Source organism: Candidatus Pelagisphaera phototrophica, from assembly GCF_014529625.1.
GTDB lineage: Bacteria > Verrucomicrobiota > Verrucomicrobiia > Opitutales > Opitutaceae > Pelagisphaera > Pelagisphaera phototrophica.
This window is the reverse complement of sequence record NZ_CP076039.1, coordinates 1968821-1988050: the sequence shown is the minus strand read 5'-3', so window position 1 is coordinate 1988050 and position 19230 is coordinate 1968821. Positions and strand designations below refer to the sequence as shown.

At 49.2% G+C, this 19230-nt stretch carries 14 protein-coding genes; 5 read left to right on the top strand and 9 right to left on the bottom strand.

Translation table 11 applies throughout. The features are described 5' to 3' along the window. Positions 1-42: 42 nt before the first annotated feature. Both GA004_RS08560 and GA004_RS08555 read right to left on the bottom strand, forming a co-directional pair. The gene (locus GA004_RS08560) at positions 43-513 is read right to left on the bottom strand and encodes a hypothetical protein (RefSeq protein WP_283396911.1); all 471 of its coding nucleotides are present in this window, start codon (positions 511-513) and stop codon (positions 43-45) included. Positions 514-546: 33 nt separating this feature from the next. After that, on the bottom strand, positions 547-765 hold the full coding sequence (locus GA004_RS08555) for a hypothetical protein (RefSeq protein WP_283396910.1): 219 nt from the start codon (positions 763-765) through the stop codon (positions 547-549). Between the two features lie 90 nt (positions 766-855). On the opposite strand from GA004_RS08555, the gene recC reads away from it, so the two are divergent. Genes recC through GA004_RS08535 form a run of 4 tightly spaced genes read left to right on the top strand, consistent with a single transcriptional unit; the run spans position 856 to position 10065 of the window. After that, complete coding sequence (gene recC / locus GA004_RS08550) at positions 856-4143, top strand: exodeoxyribonuclease V subunit gamma (RefSeq protein WP_283396909.1); 3288 nt, start codon at positions 856-858, stop codon at positions 4141-4143. Positions 4144-4145: 2 nt separating this feature from the next. Further along, entirely contained in the window at positions 4146-7637 is a 3492-nt protein-coding gene (gene recB / locus GA004_RS08545; protein ID WP_283396908.1) for an exodeoxyribonuclease V subunit beta, read from the top strand. Then, complete coding sequence (recD, locus tag GA004_RS08540; protein WP_283396907.1) at positions 7634-9409, top strand: exodeoxyribonuclease V subunit alpha; 1776 nt, start codon at positions 7634-7636, stop codon at positions 9407-9409. The genes recB and recD overlap by 4 nt, the downstream gene beginning before the upstream one ends. Continuing rightward, the gene (locus tag GA004_RS08535) at positions 9406-10065 is read left to right on the top strand and encodes a nucleoside/nucleotide kinase family protein (protein WP_283396906.1); all 660 of its coding nucleotides are present in this window, start codon (positions 9406-9408) and stop codon (positions 10063-10065) included. The genes recD and GA004_RS08535 overlap by 4 nt, the downstream gene beginning before the upstream one ends. Before the next feature lie 86 nt (positions 10066-10151). Here the strand turns inward: GA004_RS08535 and GA004_RS08530 are convergent, their stop codons facing one another. Then, positions 10152-10433 (bottom strand): peptidylprolyl isomerase, encoded by a 282-nt coding sequence (locus tag GA004_RS08530; RefSeq protein WP_283396905.1) that lies wholly within the window; start codon positions 10431-10433, stop codon positions 10152-10154. Between the two features lie 240 nt (positions 10434-10673). Here GA004_RS08530 and GA004_RS08525 point away from each other — a divergent pair, with 240 nt between their 5' ends. After that, positions 10674-11639, top strand: a complete 966-nt coding sequence (locus GA004_RS08525; RefSeq protein WP_283396904.1) for a glycosylasparaginase — start codon at positions 10674-10676, stop codon at positions 11637-11639. Positions 11640-11655: 16 nt separating this feature from the next. Here GA004_RS08525 and GA004_RS08520 read toward each other — a convergent pair whose 3' ends face one another. From GA004_RS08520 to GA004_RS08495, 6 genes are all read right to left on the bottom strand, one after another. Beyond that, positions 11656-12027 carry a VOC family protein gene (locus GA004_RS08520; protein ID WP_283396903.1) on the bottom strand — a complete coding sequence of 124 codons (372 nt, stop codon included), beginning with the start codon at positions 12025-12027 and terminating at the stop codon, positions 11656-11658. A 1038-nt stretch (positions 12028-13065) separates the two neighbouring features. Next, a complete protein-coding gene (locus GA004_RS08515) occupies positions 13066-13692 on the bottom strand; it encodes a YceI family protein (protein WP_283396902.1) in 627 nt (208 codons plus the stop codon). 288 nt (positions 13693-13980) lie between these two features. Beyond that, positions 13981-15570, bottom strand: a complete 1590-nt coding sequence (locus GA004_RS08510; protein ID WP_283396901.1) for a sulfatase family protein — start codon at positions 15568-15570, stop codon at positions 13981-13983. A 147-nt stretch (positions 15571-15717) separates the two neighbouring features. Further along, positions 15718-16941: a DEAD/DEAH box helicase gene (locus tag GA004_RS08505; RefSeq protein ID WP_283396900.1), complete on the bottom strand. Its 1224-nt coding sequence runs from the start codon at positions 16939-16941 to the stop codon at positions 15718-15720. Between the two features lie 151 nt (positions 16942-17092). Beyond that, entirely contained in the window at positions 17093-18925 is a 1833-nt protein-coding gene (locus GA004_RS08500; RefSeq protein ID WP_283396899.1) for a sodium:solute symporter family protein, read from the bottom strand. A gap of 8 nt (positions 18926-18933) precedes the next feature. Next, positions 18934-19200, bottom strand: coding sequence for a DUF4212 domain-containing protein (locus GA004_RS08495; RefSeq protein ID WP_283396898.1), 267 nt, complete (start codon positions 19198-19200; stop codon positions 18934-18936). Positions 19201-19230 lie beyond the last annotated feature (30 nt).

Sequence of the window (19230 nt, the reverse complement as noted above, 5' to 3'; positions counted from 1 at the left end):
GGCGACCGAGGTTTCCTTTACCCCAGCCCACTATCGGCATTCCTAATCTGTAACGTATATCTCAAAAAGCTCTATACCGGTATCACCTACCCCGCCATCTAGAATAACGGTGTAAAGCCCTTGTCCCATTGTAACGAGCATGGCCGCATTTTGGGCTACCTCAGGCCAATGAAAACGGGCCAACGTCCGCAAATACTTGTAGCTTTTCACTTGCACTATCTTCTCCCAATCGTCGTTTTCCCGCAGGTTCTCAGATCCTGAATACAATGTAATATCGGATCCGCAAATGGATTGGGTAGGCCCTGATATACATTTTCTCCATCCGGGCTCACCGTCAGAAAGTGCGGCGCATCCAAAGAAAAAATCGTCCTCCCCAGGCTTCAATCTGCCTAAAAAGCTTGCCGCACCTATAGCGGTATCCCGGCTAAAAAGAGCGACCGCATTGTCGTCCCATCCACCCACGTGGAGGTTGAGCCCATCAGGTGAAATAGAAATTGAACGATAGCCGTCCAAACTGTCTACCCCCGTTTCCCCATCCTAGATTCGTCAGAGGAACGCTAAATTGCCCGTATCGATGTTTCGTGAAAAGGTTACTAAAGCGCCGTCAAACACCGAAACGGCGTAGAGAAATTCACCATCGGGGAAAATAACCATATCGTAGCTGCCATCCGATCCTTCAACTCCTTCTACTTCGTCAAGGTGAGCATCTACAAAGACCAATTCCTCCAGTGGTTCGAACGGTGGATCCTCTGCCTGCCCAGACACTTGAAGCCAATGTATCGCGACAGCATTAGCTATTCCTTCTCATTCCTAATTGCCAAGCTCGCGATCCTGCCCTCTCATATTAAAAAACTCATGAAAGCTAAAGAGCTTTACCTGCACACTTCCAATCGAATCGAATCGCTCGCTGAGCGACTCGTCGAAGTGTCACGCGAAGACCCGTTACAAGGTCTACTGGAACAAGAAACAGTCATGACTCTGAACCCCGGTATGGCCCGCTGGCTCCGGTTCCAAATTGCCCGTTCCCTCGGTGTATCCTTCGGCTGGGAATTCCCGTTCCCGGGGAAATTTTTCCAGAGCATATTTACGGGATTTGATCCCACCCATCCAGAGACAGGTATTTTAGATGAGAACAGTGCTCGTTGGGAGTTGTTCGACATTCTTGACAACCTTGAGGATCGCCCCGAATTCGCTCTTCTCAATCGATATTGCGAACCGAGTTCTGCACGCCGTCTACAGCTAGCCAACCGTCTCGCTTGGCTTTACGACCAATACTTGCTCTATCGTCCAGAATCGATCACCGATTGGGAATCGGGACGGGACTCCAATGACTGGCAGGCGGAAATTTGGCGACGACTTTGCGAACGAGCCTTTCCCAATACGGGACGCCCTCAGCACATTGCCCGAATTTGGCAGCAACTAAAGGCCAGCGATCCAAACCATATAAGACCAGATAGCGCCCGCTGGCCTTCTCGCATATCCGTCTTCGGAGTCTCTTCTCTCCCGCCCTTATATCTAGACATTCTGGACGTCGTCTCGCGATTCCGTCCGGTACACCTTTATCTCCTTCAGCCTTCCGAAATGTATTGGGCTGACTTGAGGTCTACCAAGCAAATCGCTCGGGCCTCCCAACGCAGGACCCCAACCGATCGTATTACAGACTTCGATATTGAAGACGCTACCTACGACCTGGGCAATCCCCTACTCCCTTCCTTTGGAAGACAGGGCCAGGGTTTTCTGGACCTCGCTCTCGACAAGGACCCCATTCACGATGACAGCGCCTTCAGAGAACCTGATCCCAGCACTCAATTGGGTTGCCTCCAATCCGATCTGTTTCTCCTTCAGAATCGTTCCCCTGAGGAAGAGACTGAGTATCCGTTTCCCAGTTACGACAGTACTATACAAATCCACCGCTCCGCTGGGGCAAGGAGGGAAGTCGAGTCTCTCTGGGACTATCTTGTCGACTATTTCTCAAACCATCCACACGCACAAGCGTCGGACGTTCTCGTTATGGCCCCCGAAATCCAGCAATATGTCGGCCATATTGAGTCAGTATTCTCAATCCAGGAAGACGCCAACAAGGCTATCCCTTTCTCCATAGCCGACCAGTCCGGACCACAGGAATCCGTATTCATATCAGGAGCGATCGAGTACTTGGAACTTTCTAATAAGCGAGTTACGGCACTTGAAATCATCGAGCTTTTGAAACATCCGATCACTCTGGAAGCGTTCCGTTTCTCGGAATCGGATTTCGAACGCATCGAGTACTGGATACGCGAAACAGGAGTGGTTTGGGGATGGGATGCTTCACACCGTTCTGCCTTTAATGCGTTCCCCACAAACCGAAATACTTGGTCTGAGTTTCGAACTCGCTTAGCTGCCGGAATCGCTTTTCGAGACAGTGGCTTACTGATACCAGGAAATCACTCCCCATTTACTGAAATTGAAGGCGAAAGCGCCGAACTTGCCGGACGCTTCCTCGAGTTTCTCGACTTCCTTCAAGACATTAGGAAAGACGCTGATCGCATCGAAACCATTGGCTACTGGAATCAGCGGCTTTGCCTGACACTCGATCGACTCAAACCAGCGGACGAAATCGAACTTAACCGATTTCAGGCTTCGATCGAGTCTCTCCAAGACGCGCTTCCCGAACAATCAAGAGTGTTCGCGAATGGTCGAGAGGCCTTATCTTGCACGATCAAAGCCCTGGAAAGCGCCGCCCCGGTCAGCGGCTATTTGAGCGGAAGGGTCACGTTCTGCTCGCTCAAGCCTATGCGAAGCATTCCAGCTAAAGTGATTTGCCTGATAGGGATGGATAATGACACTTTTCCTCGCAAGTCGATACGGGCTCCCTTTGATCTTCTAGCCCAGGATCCAAAAAGGGGAGACCGAAACACGCGGGACGAGGACAAACAATTCTTTCTGGAAACGTTGCTGGCCGCCCGAGACCGCCTTTTCATTAGCTACAAAGGGCTCGCTCCGGTCAGCGACATCAAGCGGGAGCCTTCAATCGTCGTCTCGGAGCTACTCGACTATCTTGAAAAAGCTGAACCCGCTTCTCCAAAGAACAGTCGCATCGTAACGCACAAGAGGCAGTCATACGATCCTGAATACTTCAAAGAGGAGTTCCTCTATACTTACTCGAGCCAAAGGGCCATGAATTGCCAAACATACTTGGCCCGAACGATTTCCAAGGAACGTGAGGATTCAGCAATTAAATTCGAACCGACGCCGATCGAGGCAAAGAAAGCGGACATTCCAGTCGAGTCTTTTATCAGGTTTTTCAAGGATCCACAAAAATACTTTGTCACCAACGTACTGGGCGCTCGCTTTACCACCATTGAGGACAATCCCCCTGAAATAGATTCGCTAATCCAGAACCCTCTCGACCAGTACAAGATTCAACACCGATTCGCGGAAGCAATACAGAACAATCAATCCATTGAATCAATCGATCGGACGCTGGTTGCCTCACTCAAACTGCTTCCCCCCGGATACCTGGAAAGACTGTCCTACGAAAAGCTTCGCGAACAAGCTTTGAGCATAGAGAGGATGCGGGAACAGTTGAAAAGCCCTATTCAACAAGAGATTCTCTCACTTGACCTAAGCCTAAACACTCATCGCCTCGCAGGACAGCAAATAAGTGGCGCCTCTCAAGATCAGCAATTTTTTCTCCACCCGGGCAGATGGAAAGCAAAATCCAGAATTGAATTTTGGGTACGCCATCTTTTGTCAAATGCGATCAAACCGCAAAAGTCACTTATCCAATCCCTCCAGGATTCCGAGTCTCCCATAGAACTTCCACCGATTGTTGATGCCATCAGCATTCTCGAAGACCTGCTTTCCCTCTTTCTTAGAGGTCAAGAGCGTCCCCTTTCATTTTTCCCACAATTGAGTTGGGATGCTCTCGAAAAACTGGAAAAGCGAACGGTTCAATTCGAGGAAGATGAATTCGTCTCCTTGAGCAAATCGCTTCTCGTCGACGACTCCCAAAATGCTTGGTCTAAACCAGCCTACCCATGGGATGAATATGCGCAAACCTGTTTCGGAGAAGAACCGGCTCTAGGTGTTGGCTATGCCCAACTGTCTCTCGACATCTGGGGCCCCTTCAAAGAAGCTCTTCAGACGAAAGGAGTTCACTAGTCATGTTCTCCATTGAAAAAGGGGTTTCCATTATCGAAGCAAGCGCCGGCACTGGGAAGACCTATACACTTTGCCGCATCGTATTGAAACTCATTGTGGAGAAAGGGATTCCCATAGACCGGATACTGGCAATTACTTTCACCCAAGCAGCGACTGAGGAGCTCATTTCCCGCATAAGGGAACTGCTCCACGATTCCATCTCCCAGCTCGACTCCGGAGAGATCGGAGATCTGGCACTAAAAGACCTAATAGAAAAGCAGGGTATTGAACCCAATGTCGCTAGAAATCGCCTACGCCACAGTCTCGAAATTTTTGACGATGCTTCGATTTCGACGATTCACGGCTTCTGCAAGCGCTCGCTCGATTTCGTTTCCCTTGAATCAGACATAGCCTTCGATGCCAATCTGGAGCCCGTAGATGAAGAGCTAATCGAACGACTTCAGGACGAATATGTTCGGATCAATATTTTGGAGAAATCGCCCTTACTAAGTGCATTTTACATCCAAACGACTGCCTACAAAAAGCGCCTCAACACGATCGCTAAGGAATGCGCTTCCCACCCATACGCACTACTCGAACCGAAGCCGACCGAAGCTCACGTTGATCAGCTCGGAGTGCTCTTTGATGTTTTACTCGATTCTATCACTCCACTTCTGAAATCTGTGGATACATTCCTTAATCACCTAAAGAAAGGCGGAAAGTTCTACAAGCGCCTCTCTGCTCAAACTGGTATCAATGCACTCGAAGCCCTCCGTAATCGCCGCTTCGCTCTCCTAAGTGATCTGGAACTTCTTAGCGAACTCAAGACCGCTAACTGGAGTTCTTCTCTCAAAAAGTCTGCCGAACACCTAGAGCCCCCCCCATTTTCCAAGCATGTCGACAATCTTCTGAGTGAAACCGACCAAATTTTCACAGTTCTCGTTTCTCGCTACCGAGACTGGCTCTTCGATAATCTCCGTGCCGAGAAGGAGCGTCGTAACGTAGTCTCATTCAACGACCTTCTCCATATTCTCAATCGAGCCCTGAATGATGATCAAGGAGATGCCGTTGTACAAGCAATCAACGGACAATTTGATGCCGCGCTCGTGGACGAATTTCAGGACACCGACCCTACTCAGTACAATATCATAGAACGACTTTTCGGAGACGGCTCCAAATATCTCTTTTTCATAGGAGATCCCAAACAGGCAATATATCGCTTTCGGGGAGCTGATATATTTTCATACTTTAACGCCACCGAATCCAAGTCGCTTCAGCGTATTCAATTGTCGGAGAATTTTCGCTCTTCACCAAAACTCGTACAAGCAGTCAATGTTCTGTTCAGCGAATCCCCCGACGGTTTCGCTTTTGAAAAGATCCAGTTCCAGCCCGCCTCGCCAGCCCGTTCATCGAGTACAAACATTCCACTGCAAATTGAGGCGATCGGTCTCGATAAACCAAACCCCCTCGTTCAGAAGGTCGCGATAAATCTCCTCGCATCTAATGCAGCCAAAGACCTCGCCCAACGAGCGATTGACCATCCGCGCCTCAAGCTAGGAGACGTAGCCTTCCTGGTCGGGACTAATAGAGAAGCCGATACCCTTCTAAAGCAGCTAGCGATAAGAGGAATCGACTCTGTCCTACGGGCAGAACGGAGTGTCTTCGAAACGAAGGAATTGGATCTCATGCTCCAATTACTGGAAACCCTTTCACATCCTTCTAGGCGCAGTACGATACGCGCCCTTCTCCTAACACCAATCGGTGGATACCATTGGCACGATTTGCTCGACCCGAACTTCGACGAAAAATCGCAGGAAATCGTAGGCTATCTGCATGAATGGTCCCGTGAATGGCGTTCCTCCAATTTTGATTCCGCCTTTCATCGACTACTAAATTTGACCCGAGCAAATGAGCGGATGCTGGGTCGATTGAATGGAGATAGGCAGTACGCGAATCTATGCCAACTCAGCGAACTGTTGCAAAGCGAGGCTCTTACCCGTTTGTCAACTCCCAAGCACCTCTACGCATGGCTGCTCGGTAAGAAAGACGAAAGTGTATCCAACCAAGAGGATTGGCAAACGCGACTTATATCTGATGAAGGCAAGCCTCAAATAGTCACTATCCACAAAAGCAAAGGTCTCCAATTTCCCATTGTAATCTGCCCGTTCCTCTCCTTGCTCCGCCCTAAGGCAAAGCGGGAACATGCCCTTTACCATACTTCTGGTCAGCATCAAAGGCTGGTCATCGATCTTGCACCCGAAAAGAACTCCGATGCTCTAGATAGAGCTGAAAATGAGGAATACGCAGAGCACCTGCGTCTAATCTACGTAGCCCTAACTCGGGCGACTGATGAGTGCCGCATTTATCTCGCGCCTGAAGAAAGCGCCCCTAGGCAAAACCCTCGACCTTCATCATTCTGTCAATTAATTCTGGGAAACGAGAAATCAGTCACTTTGCACAGTCAAAAGAATATCTCGCCGTCACTACTGAAACGTATCCAGGAGTTCGGTTCGAGTTGTATCGAAGTAAACCCTCGACCTTTAACGGAAGGGGAAGATTTATCCATAAGCCTGTTTCACAATTCTGAGAATCAGGGGTTCACACCCAACGCCCTTCCCATCAATCATAGTTCGATACCAACTGCAGAGCGAATACTCAGTTTCTCTACGATTACTCGAATGACCCACACAAGCGATCTCGCAATAGAAGAAGTAGGCAACGATGAGATCGAGATCAGAGAGGATGTCCAGGCTATCGACTTGATCGAAGATACAAATCCTGAACCCGACGGACCCACTATCTTTAACCTGCCCAAGGGAGTGCACACTGGGAACCTTTTCCACTCTATCCTCGAGGAAATTGATTTTCAAAAACCCGATTCTATTAGCGACCGCGTTCAACAAAGTTTTAACCGACTTCGCTATGGCTATCCTGAATACAAACGTATCGTTTCACATTCGATCCACCAACTATTGTCAAAACTGCTCGACGGTGTAATCACCCTCGACCAAATCGCTTCTGTTCAGCGTGTTCCTGAAATGGAGTTCGCCTATCCTACTTCCAATGACACGCTTCGTAAAATTCAAAAGGCCTTTGAAAGCAACCCGACTCCCGGGATACCTCGAACGTGGATAGACACCCTGATGCTCAAGCAAACGAACGTTCGGGCTTCGATGCTTAGAGGGTTCATCGACTTAGTATTCGAACACAACGGGAAACTATTCCTAATAGACTGGAAGACCAACCACCTTGGAAACCGCGTCGAATCTTATAGTCAGAGTGCACTCGAGCACGCTATGTTCCAGCACGACTACTACCTGCAATACTGCCTCTATTGCGTTGCATTGAAAAGATATATTGAAACCCGGTTCCCAAATAAAGACTTTTACGATTCATTTGGAGGCGTATTTTACCTCTTCATACGAGGAATTAACGAACATGATGATAGTGGCATCTTTTACGATCGTCCCATTCAGCCGTTACTGGAAGCGCTAGACAAAGCAATTGGCCGATGAAAGAGGAAACCAACATCGAGTCCCTTAAGCGAGCCCTGCGCTCCGACCCCTTTACTGCGGCAGACAGGATTTTTGTTCAATTCCTCGCTGATACCTACAAAGAAGAGAGCCCCCTTATTCTTGGGACAGCTGCCCTTTGCAACGCCGCTACTCGAGAAGGCCACTCCTTCTTGGACCTATCCTCCAGCGAAGCTCTACCCTCTCTTTTGTTGAATGGTATGGACTACGTATGGCCTAATCTCGGGGAATGGGAGCGAATCGTTCAATCGAGTACTTGCATCGGTAAAGAATCTGAAGGATTTCCTTTAGTGATCGCCCGTCGTTCAGCACTGTATTTAAGAAAGTACTACGAATACGAGGAGACCCTTGCTCGCTCTCTTGTCGAAAAGACGGCCCCCGAATCTATTCAATCCCCGAAAAGCTTTCCCCCCGAAAAACAGGAATCGACTAATCCGGAAGACCTCCAACAGGTCGCAGTGGTTCAAGCCCTCAAAAACCAGATCTACATTATATCGGGCGGTCCCGGAACCGGAAAAACGACAACCGTACTGGGATACCTAACCCAAGCGATCCTTTCACACGAAGGAGAAAACCCATTACGCATCACCGCGGTCGCGCCCACGGGGAAAGCCGCCGCCCGTCTTTCCGAATCCATCCGTAACGGAATGGCCCACTTAAATCTAAATGATGCCATCATCCAACAACTGCTCGATATTCCATGCATGACGGTTCACCGCTTGCTACAGGGTCTTCCCAATCGAGTAACTTTCCGTCGCAACCGCCAGATGCCAATCGAGTACGACGTCATCGTCGTCGACGAAACTTCGATGATCGACTTGCCCCTAATGCAAAAGCTCTTGGATGCGGTACCCCGCACTTCCTCTATTGTTTTCCTAGGAGATCACCATCAATTAACTTCTGTGGAGGTGGGCTCTGTCTTCGGCGACATGACCCGCTCGGCCCTCGACCCCAAAAGCCCCCTATTTGGAAAATCAACCACCTTAAAGAAGACCTATCGGTTTACAGAGGAGAGTTCGATTTTCCGATTCTGCGAGATTTGCAGAGCGGGGGATGTCCCAGAACTTGAAAGTCTACTTCAAGTTCAAAAAAATGACTTTGTATTTCAAGCGATAGAAAAGTCTTCTCGCCAATCCATCCCGCCGATCCTCGATCTGATGGTGGAAGCCCACCAAAAGCGCCTTCAGGCTCATAGCCTTGAGACTGCTTTCCAATCAATTTCCAATTTTATAGCCCTAACCCCTTTCAATCGCGGTGACTTTGGGGTTTGGTCCCTAAATAAATTGGTCGACGCGCGGGTTAGGCGAACCCACGATGCAGATCTCGGATCCTTCTATCAAGGCATGCCCTTGATTATCCTCGAGAACAACTACGACCTCGAACTCTTCAACGGTGATATGGGAATCGTCTGGCCAGATCCCAAAACCGGGGAACTATTTGCCTGGTTTAACGACCTTGAAGAAAATCTAAAGCGAGTACGCCTGAACTGGCTTCCCAAAAACGATCTCGCCTACAGTCTCACCATCCACAAGAGCCAAGGATCAGAATTTGACAAGGTCGTTGGAATATTCTCACCCGAAGAAAATGAATTTGTATCCAAAGAATTGATCTATACCTGTGCGAGCAGGGCAAAAGAAGAGTTAATCCTTTTCGGTGACATTGACTTCTTAAAATCAGGAATACAGCGATCCGTAAAACGCGCAACTCGATTGGAAGAACAAATCCTCGAAGTAAACGCTTCTATTGAAACATGATTCAGAAGATAATCGAGGAAATAACTTCCAGTATTAATTCTATCCAGAGGCCTCATCCAATAAGAGTGGGTATCGATGGGCCCAGCGCTTCCGGAAAAACAACTGTTTCCGACCAACTGGCCGATTTCATTAGACTTAGTAACAAATCTGTCATTCGAGCTTCCATTGATGGATTCCACAATCCTCCAGACTTACGCTATAGGACAGGAAAATTCTGCCCAATAGGATACCTCGAGGACTCGTTCAACAAACATGCAGTCATCGAGCAACTGCTACAACCTCTCGGTCCAAAGGGAAATCTCTTATACCGAGAATCTCAATACGACTTTGTCGCCAATCAAGAAACTCAAGTTGAACGCCTTCAAGCATCACCGGATACGATTCTCATATTCGAAGGGGTTATGCTGTTTTGCGATGTCCTCAATCCCCACTTCGACTTTAGAGTCTACGTCGATACCTCTACAGAGACGATTATTGATCGCGCACTATCAAGAGACCGCAAGCGACTGGGTGGAGAGGCAGCCACATTAGAGAAATACGAGCGTCGCTACCTCCCCGGGCAGGCAGAGTACGCCAAAAGACACAAACCAAGGGACCAAGCTGACCTCATAATCGACAACGACGACTACTCAAATCCTTGTATCGTCACGCTGTGACACGCGAGTGGCCATTCTACTCGCCCTAAATTGAAACCTAAACGGTATAGCTTCAATTAAGTGCCTTTACGCTCACTGGACCCGCTTCAGTCCTCGCGGCTGGTAATCTCGAGAAGATGGTATCCAAATTGGGTTTTAACTGGGCCCTGCACTTCGCCAACCTGCGCCGAAAAGACGACCTCGTCAAATTCTTTCACCATCATACCGGGACCGAATTCACCCAAATCACCGCCGCTTTTACCCGATGGGCACTGGGAGTGCTGCTGAGCCAAATCGGCAAACGACGAACCTCCGTCAATTTGAGTTTTGAGAGCATCACACTCTGTTTCCGTTGCTACTAGTATGTGTCGGGCGCTTGCTTTTGCCATAGTATCGTATCAGTTCCTTTAAGAATAAAACAAGACGATCTGGAACTATACCTGCGAGGTAAAGCAGAAAACGGTGAACCCGATTTCGTTCGTATGACATTTCTCTTCAGCAATTACCATGTACCGCGACGCAAAAACGAAATTACTGCCAAAAGCTGATCCCGCATTTGGGATTCAAAACCGAGACTTCACCTTGATACTAAACCTTCATAGTGATCTAATTAGTGGACCCACCCAAACATGAACACACGAAGACGCTTTCTTACTCTTTCAGCTCTCGGATCTTTCACCGGATTCGGCACTCTAAAGTCACTTGCTCAAACGAAAACCGTTAAAGGCCCCGTCATCCTCTCCACTTGGAGAACCGGAATTCGAGCCAACGACCGTGCCTTCGAAGTACTGCAATCAGGCGGCAGCGTACTGGACTGCGTCGAGAGAGGGGTCAACGTGATTGAGAACGACCCAAATGTGGGAACGGTAGGAATCGGCGGCTTCCCCGACGAGGAGGGGCATGTGACCCTAGACGCCTGCATCATGGACTCCCGCCAGCGATGCGGTTCTGTCGCCTTTCTTCAGCATATTAAGAATCCCGTTTCCGTGGCCCGAAAAGTGATGGAGGATACTAAGCACGTGATGCTAGTGGGCGAAGGGGCTCTCTATTTTGCCCTCAAGCACGGCTTCAAAAAGGAAATCCTCCTGACTGAAAAATCGTTAGCAGATTGGAGAAAGCGAAAGGCCGAACAGGACGGCAAGCTGCCGGAAATTAATGTAGAAAACCACGACACCATCGGAATGGTCGCCAGGGATGCAGAAGGTAACCTTTCGGGGTCTTGCACAACGAGTGGCGCCGGTATGAAACTTCACGGCCGTGTAGGCGATTCGCCCATAATCGGCGCCGGGCTTTACGTTGACAACGACATCGGAGCCGCCTGTGCCACCGGATGGGGAGAGGCGGTGATCGAGAATGCCGGAAGCGCCATGGTTGTGGAACTCATTCGCCACGGTCGTTCCCCACAAGAAGCATGCAAAGAGATCGTGAAGCGTATCGCTAGGAAATTCGAGAACTGGGAATCCATCCAAGTAGGCTTCATCGCCATGGATAAAGCCGGCCGTGCCGGGGCTTATTCCATCCAAAAAGGATTCACCTACGCCCATCACGCTAACGGACAAAATCGCGAAATCAAATCCGACAGCCTTATATCCTAAAAACAGGACGAGAAGCTCAGTCCACTTTCTCAGGACCCTGAATCTCGATACGGTTCCCTTCCGGATCTGCTGTAAAGAATCGATCGATACCTAGAATCTTGTACGGGTCCCACTTCATAGGGAAGCCAGCCTCCTCAACCGCTTCGGCACAGGAATGCACGTCTTCCACAAAAAAGGCTATGTGGTGTTTTCCCAATTCAGGTTCACGCGGCCCGACAATGTGCAAAACGACATTTCCGAGATCGTACCACACGCCAGGAAAGTCAAAACTCTCTGGGCGGGGAATCTCCTGCAAACCCAATAAATCGCTGTAGAACGTCTTGGCCTTCTCAACGTCCACAACATCCAAGGCCACATGATCCAGTTTTTGTACTCGTATCTTACTCATTTCAAACGACTCACAGATCAAAGAGGAGCAACGGGAGAGACGCAAGACTTAGACGGACAGCGAAAAAACCTGTACTTCAATCGATAGGGTCCTTGATTTTGATTTGCTCCTCTGCTTGCGAATCAAACAACAGGAACGCAACATTGCCGTCGCTTACGCAAATCAACATCTTTGACGTACCACGTTCGACGTTCAGACCGCCTAATTCTCCAGCAATCAGCTTCCAGCCCTTGTGTTTAGGGGGATTTCAATAGAAGCCCAAAAGAGCGTTTTCAGAACGGTTCAACCAATACAGCCATATTGGACTTTCTCCCGCACCGGTGGCGAAACCACCGCTGTACCCTAAACCTTGATACGCTTGGAAACCGAGTTCTTCTAATCGCTGAAATGATTGTTTCTGACCCCAGAGGACGAACCCGATCAAAAAAATTAATAGAAGGGCAAGCTCTAAAGCGGCGCTTCGCTCAAGGGAAACAAGGCATCACTCGTCCATACAGGAAGCTCATTGAAGGGTGTTGGAGTCGGATGGGATCCCGTTGCAATCATAATGCGATCAGATTCGATCTCACGATTACCGACGGCCAATCTCTTGTATCCAACAAATGCGGCCTCCCCCTGATCAGATCGACTCCTGCTTGTTGCAATCTCCCCTCATAGCGACCATCCGCCTCACCTACATAACCGTTCACACTTCGAAACGCTTGGGTAGGATCAATTTTCCGTATTCGGGTATCAATAAAATGCTGGTCAGCCTCTCGCAAATGACGTGCGGCCTCGGTAAAACCGATCAGTAGTTTTGAAGGAAAGCATCCACGATTCGGGCACGTAAACCCCAAAATTGTCTCGTTTGACTAGAGCGGTCTTCAACCCGAATTTGGATGCGGTCAAAAAGCCAGGTCCGCCGCCCATCCTCCCCCGGCAACGATAAGACCAAAGTAATCGGCCATATTCTATAGAGCGAGGGATATAAGTCACATAGACGAAAGTATGGTACCACAGGTAACGCTCTTGAAAGCGATACCGTTATGCCCCACCGAATCAACCGACCGACGTCGCTTTAATATCCAGCTTGATCACAACCTCATCCCTTATGAGATCGTCGACTTTCCCCCTGTAGACAATGCCAAAGTCAAAACGCATGATGTCGAACTCAGCTTTCAGTGTGACCTCATTGTCAGAGATCGATACCTCCGGTTTGAAAGAAATACTTTTAGTCACACCATGGAGGGTCAGGTTTCCTGTCAATTCTGGACCCTGAGGCGTATCCTGCATAGAAGTTACTGCAAATTCAGCAGTAGGGATATTTACCGTGTCAAAGAAGTCGTCTCTTTTGAGGTGGCCCGTAAGCCGATCATTGTCCGACCAAAGTGAATCCATCTGAATCGTAATCTTGCTTGGGGCAACAATCTTGCTATTAGCTACTGCAATTTCTCCCTCAAAACTGTTGAAGCCACCGCCGTGACTTCCAGTTACCTTGGAACCGACAAAAGATATGGTCGAATCCGAGCGAATCGAATAGATCGAGGCATTCGCAACAGACTTTGCCGTCTCCACGGCATCCGCTACCTTAGCCGATTCTGTTTTGTCCGCTGGGTTGGAGCAACCCGTTAGCAGAATTCCAGTAGCAGCAAAGGCAGTCAAAAAAAGGTGCTTGGTGAGCTTCATAATGTTACGTTACATCCATAAGTTTTCGATGAGTCAACGGAGATCGATCTCAATTGATTGAGACCATCCCAAAATCAAGGATACCATTTTAAAGCCGCAGAGACCGCGAAGGAACGGCGAATCCTTAGCCGCTGATTTTAAGGAGATTACAAAATTACAAACAAACAATATCGTGATCCTGTCTGTACATGTTGAACAGGTCACGGAAAGCTTACGCTGCCGCGCGAAAACGAAGGCGGACGCAGTCCCTAAAATAGAGCCATTCGCAGAGCTGGCGAACCCTGAGGATTAATGGGTCGCCGACTCTTCGTGGCTAGGAAGATCGTATTTACCGCGTAATCGCTCTAATTGAGTTTTCATCTCCTCAAGTGCCCCTGCGTATTCTCGAACACCCGACACGTCCCTCAATTCGTTTGGATCAGTCTTCAAGTCGATTAGCTCCAAGCCGTCGTTGGAATAAAAATTGATTAACTTAAATCGCTCCCCACGAACTCCTTCATGTCTCGGCACCCCATGTTCGGTCAAATGCTCGTAGTAGTGATAATAGAGATACTTGCGCCAGTCATCGGTGTCTGGATCCTCCAATATGGGCAAAATGCTCGCCCCTTGAATCTCTTCAGGAACTTCCAGGCCGACTGCCTCAAGTAAGGTTGGAGCATAATCGATATTTTGCAATAGTTGATCGAACCTAGTTCCAGGCTGAATCTTCTCTGGCCACCGAATTAGAAACGGCATACGCAACGACTCTTCGTACATCCAACGCTTGTCATACCACCCATGCTCGCCCAGATAAAAGCCCTGATCGGAACTGTAAATGACAATTGTGTTTTCAGACAAACCGTTCTCATCTAAATAACTAAGAACACGACCCACATTCTCATCCACAGAGTCAATACAGCGCAGATAGTTCTTAATGTACCTCTGATACTTCCAACGAACTAGATCATCACCAGTCGGGGGTGATGCAAGAAAGGCAGCGTTTCGCGGTTCGTAGTAAGCATCCCAAACCGCTTGTTGCTTTGGCGTCATCCGAGGCCTCTCAGGTTCGTGTAGCCGACTTTCAAAATCATTCGCAATCGGCACCCGCTCCTGAAATTTCATATCCCATTGGTAAATGAAATGATCCCTAATCGACATCGCGTTGCTGGCGAGCGTCTCACTTCGCCCGGTCCAATCATCAAAAAGCATGTCCGGCTCTGGCACCGGCGCGTCGTCGTAGTTATAAAGGTGTTTCAAATTAGGCGCCCATGTCCGATGGGGCGCCTTTTGCTGACACATCAAAAGAAACGGCTTGTCCTGGTCTCGCTGCTCTAACCACTGGAGTCCCAGGTCTGTCGTAATATCCGTAATGTAGCCTTCGTACCGCTTCATCTTATCCTGACCAGCGCTAGTGTAGAAATCCGGATTATAGTAGCTCCCCTGCCCGGGCACGACCTCCCAGTAGTCAAAACCGGTCGGGTTCGACTTCAGGTGCCACTTGCCAACCAGAGCAGTTGAGTAGCCTGCCTTTTGCAGCAGTTTCGGAAAAGTCATCTGAGACCCATCGAACTCTGCTCCGCCCGAATTAGTATAAAATCCGTTCTTATGACTATGTTTCCCTGTCAGAACGCTTGCCCTTGAAGGGCCACAAATTGAGTTTCCACAAAATGAATTAAGAAAAATCCCCCCTTCGCTGGCCAACCGATCGATGTGCGGCGTTTTATTTATCTTCGACCCGTACGCTCCAATCGATTGAATCGCGTGGTCGTCCGTAAAGATGAATACGATGTTCGGTCGACGATACTCTTCGGCTCGAGCATTCAAAAATGAAAGCTCCAACACGACCCAGCAAACCAGACGCAAACAAGTCACACAATTCGGAATAGAAAGCTTGGCCATAGTCGAAGAGAATTGTCGCGTACCTCCTCCCAAGCAAGCCCGTACATGCTATAATTCAAGAGGGGCCCTTTTGAGACCAATTTAGGAAATCTCCGCGAACTCCCCGTCCCCTACGGTCAACAGGCGCCCAAAACCCTCTCCAGAACTTCACGCCAGCCGCTTGAACCTGATATCCAGTTCCCTCTCGATCTCTTTTAAGCGCTTCACATCGAGTCCTGTAATGAACGCGATGGAAACCCCGCTCTTTCCCGCCCGAGCGGTGCGACCGCTTCGGTGCGTATAGTACTCTATTTGGTCGGGAAGTTGATGATGGATCACGAATTTCAAATCTTCTACATCGATACCTCGAGCACTGACATCCGTTGAAACCAGTATTTGAGTACGGCTTTTCTTAAAGCTGCGCATGACCTTCTCGCGTTCTTTCTGAGAAAGTTCGCCCTGGATCACCCCCACCGAAAATCCTTCATCCGTAAGATGTTTGGCGAGGTTGACAGTCCCAGCCCGCGAACGGCAAAAGACAAGCCCCCGCTCTTCCCCACGAGCTTTGATGCACCGTGTGATCTCCGTGAATTTGTCCTCTATACGACAGATCACATATTGATGATCGATATTCGGGTTAACCACGTTTTTCCGATCCACTCGGACCGCGTGGGCCACCGGCGACATATACCCCTTGATAATTTTACGCAGGGCTTTCGGCATCGTTGCCGAGAAGAGCCAAGTGCGGCGTTTCGCAGGCAAGTGCCCCAGAATCGTCTCCAAGTCTTTCTTGAATCCTAAGCTCAACATCTCGTCGGCCTCGTCCAGAATTGCGATTCTCACAGAGGACAAATCCAATGCCTTCGCTTTCAGGAGATCTATTAGTCTGCCTGGAGTTGCGACCACAATGTGAGTGGGACGATTCAGGTTCGCTTGCTGAATCTCAATCGCTTCTCCGCCATACACGCATTCCGAGAAAATTCGGTCGGGGAAGTAGCGTGTAAATCGAAAGAGTTGCTTGCCAATTTGCTGAGCAAGCTCACGCGTGGGCGCTAAAACCAGGCCCTGAATCTGCTGGATTTTAGGATCGATGTATTGAAGAAGGGGAACACCAAAGGCGGCTGTTTTACCCGTACCGGTTTGTGCTTGGGCGATAAAGTCGCCTCCCTCTTGCAGCAGATGCGGAATGGCCACTCTCTGCACCTCAGTAGGAGTGACTATTTTATTTTCAGACAAGGCCTTGATCAGCTTTGCGGAAACTCCGAGTTCTTTAAAGTTTTTCAAAGTGGATGCATAAGCGCCCAAACTGCCCCTTCTGGCAAGGCTGTAGTACGCCCGTATCGAGGCCAACAACGCTAAAACTGCAATTTGATGGGATCGAATGACTTCCATCTTCGCTGCGGAGACTGGGACGCAAATTCTTCGAAAGCCACTTTCTGGAGTGAAGCCGCGTGGGTTCTTGAGATACCTCAAATCACCGAGAATTTCTCGGTCTAAACTAGACCGCTTTAAGCGTAAAAACCGTTTGGCCCGCCACCATTCTCTAGATTTCGAAATCGTTCTGCTTCGTTTCGGACGCTCCCGTTGGTATGTGGATATTTTCAACCATCTCCTGAACGTCGATGGGTGGCCTTGGGGTGAAGGCGCTCACGATAAACGTTACCGCAAAATTGATAAACATCCCCACAAACCCGATTCCCTCCGGTGTGATATCGAAGAATAGATGCTCTGCCTGGCCCCCGAGAAACTGGAAATAAATGATATAGCCGCTGGTAAATGCAATTCCGCAAAACATACCCGCAATCCCTCCTTCCCGATTCACTCGCTTGGAAAAGATCCCCATCAGCAAGGTCGGAAAGAATGAAGAGGCCGCCAACCCAAAGGCAAACGCCACCGTTTTAGCAATAAACGCCGATGGAGGGTTTATTCCGAAATAAGCGGCTACGGCTAATGCGATAAATGAAGCAAAACGGGCATAATTGACCTCTTCCCGGTCACTCAAGTCTGGCTTGATGATCTTCTTCATTAGATCGTGTGAAATTGAAGTAGACAGGACTAGTAGAAGTCCTGCTGCCGTCGACAAGGCAGCCGCAATACAGCCCGCCATCAGCAAGGCGATCACCCACATCGGAAGCCCCGCCATATAGGGATTAGCCATCACCATGATGTCATTGCCAAAATAAAGTTCGTTCGGATTGGACAGATCAGCTTTGTTGGCAAGAAGTCGCTGTCCTTGCGGACCGATCCGCTGCGACTCCGGAGCATCATAACCTGGATACGCGGGTCCGCTTCCATGGAAAACGGAGTTCGAATTCGAACTCGACGTGCCAGGCCCGAAATACTGGATGGCTCCATCGCCATTCTTGTCGACCCAAGCCATTTGGCCGGTCTTCTCAAAGCTGCTGAACCATTCTGGGGCTTCCTCATACTGCGTGTTGTGCAAATTCTCGATAAGATTGACTCGAGCAAAGGCACCAATTGTCGGTGCCGTAAGATAGATCACTGCAATGAAAGTAAGTGTCCAACAAGCGGACTTCCGAACGGCCTTAACATCTTTCACCGTAAAGAATCGAACAATCACATGAGGCAAGCCCGCGGTACCACACATTAGGGCTGCCGTAATGCAGAACATATTGATTGTGCTCATTTTTCCCGAAGTATATTCTTGGAATCCCAATTCAAGATTTATATTGTTCAGCTTCTGGAGAAACGGAACTACCTCTCCATTCACGTTGTAATTTCCGATCAATCCCAACTGAGGAATCACGTTTCCAGTCATTGCCATTGCGATAAATATCGCAGGGATCGTGTAAGAAAAAGCCATTACAGTGTATTGAGCCACCTGCGTGTAAGTGATCCCTTTCATTCCCCCCATACCCGCATAAACTAAAACAATTGCCGCGCCCGTTAACACTCCCGCAGGTATACCGATCCCAAACAATTGGGAAAACACGACCCCTACCCCGCGCATTTGCCCCATGATATAGGTCATGCAAATGAAGATCGCACACACGACGGCAACGCCGCGGGCCACCTTTGAATAGTACCGATCACCCACGAAATCCGGAACAGTCGCCTTGTTGAACTTCCTTAAATACGGAACCATTAGCACCGTCAGTAAAACGAAGCCTCCGGTCCAGCCCATCAGAAACCGAGACGCGTCGTAACCGGTGATAGCCACAGTGCCCGCCATGGAAATGAACGTCGCTGCGGACATCCAGTCTGCTGCGGTTGCCATGCCGTTTGCGAACGGGGAAACGCCTCCCCCAGCAATGTAGTATTCTTTGGTCGATGTCGCCCGAGAACGGAAGGCGATCGTGATATAGACCGCGAACGTGATGCCGATGAATATGAAATTGAGAGTGCCTTGAGTCATTCCGTTCCTTATTTGTCCTCCCAGTAGCCGTGCTTATTATCCAAGCGGTTCATCAAAACCGCATAGGAAATAAGAATCAGCACGAAACAGATGATAGATCCTTGCTGGGCGATCCAAAACCCAAAGGGAGCGCTTCCGATAGACGGTAAGTTCGCATCGAGCCAGTCACGCAACAGGATTCCGCCAACGAAGCTGACGACGAACCAAATCGCGAGAAGTCCAAGCGTAATTTTCAGACAGGCGCTTCTATACGCTCGAGGATATTCGATTGCCATGGGAATGATTTCGGGAGGTATAAGAAAGCC

Coding starts and splice junctions, on each gene's coding strand:
- recC (WP_283396909.1), top strand. CDS start 856: ATGAAAGCTAAAGAGCTTTACCTGCACACTTCCAATCGAATCGAATCG.
- recB (WP_283396908.1), top strand. CDS start 4,146: ATGTTCTCCATTGAAAAAGGGGTTTCCATTATCGAAGCAAGCGCCGGC.
- recD (WP_283396907.1), top strand. CDS start 7,634: ATGAAAGAGGAAACCAACATCGAGTCCCTTAAGCGAGCCCTGCGCTCC.
- GA004_RS08535 (WP_283396906.1), top strand. CDS start 9,406: ATGATTCAGAAGATAATCGAGGAAATAACTTCCAGTATTAATTCTATC.
- GA004_RS08530 (WP_283396905.1), bottom strand. CDS start 10,433: ATGGCAAAAGCAAGCGCCCGACACATACTAGTAGCAACGGAAACAGAG.
- GA004_RS08525 (WP_283396904.1), top strand. CDS start 10,674: ATGAACACACGAAGACGCTTTCTTACTCTTTCAGCTCTCGGATCTTTC.
- GA004_RS08520 (WP_283396903.1), bottom strand. CDS start 12,027: ATGAGTAAGATACGAGTACAAAAACTGGATCATGTGGCCTTGGATGTT.
- GA004_RS08515 (WP_283396902.1), bottom strand. CDS start 13,692: ATGAAGCTCACCAAGCACCTTTTTTTGACTGCCTTTGCTGCTACTGGA.
- GA004_RS08510 (WP_283396901.1), bottom strand. CDS start 15,570: ATGGCCAAGCTTTCTATTCCGAATTGTGTGACTTGTTTGCGTCTGGTT.
- GA004_RS08505 (WP_283396900.1), bottom strand. CDS start 16,941: ATGGAAGTCATTCGATCCCATCAAATTGCAGTTTTAGCGTTGTTGGCC.
- GA004_RS08500 (WP_283396899.1), bottom strand. CDS start 18,925: ATGACTCAAGGCACTCTCAATTTCATATTCATCGGCATCACGTTCGCG.
- GA004_RS08495 (WP_283396898.1), bottom strand. CDS start 19,200: ATGGCAATCGAATATCCTCGAGCGTATAGAAGCGCCTGTCTGAAAATT.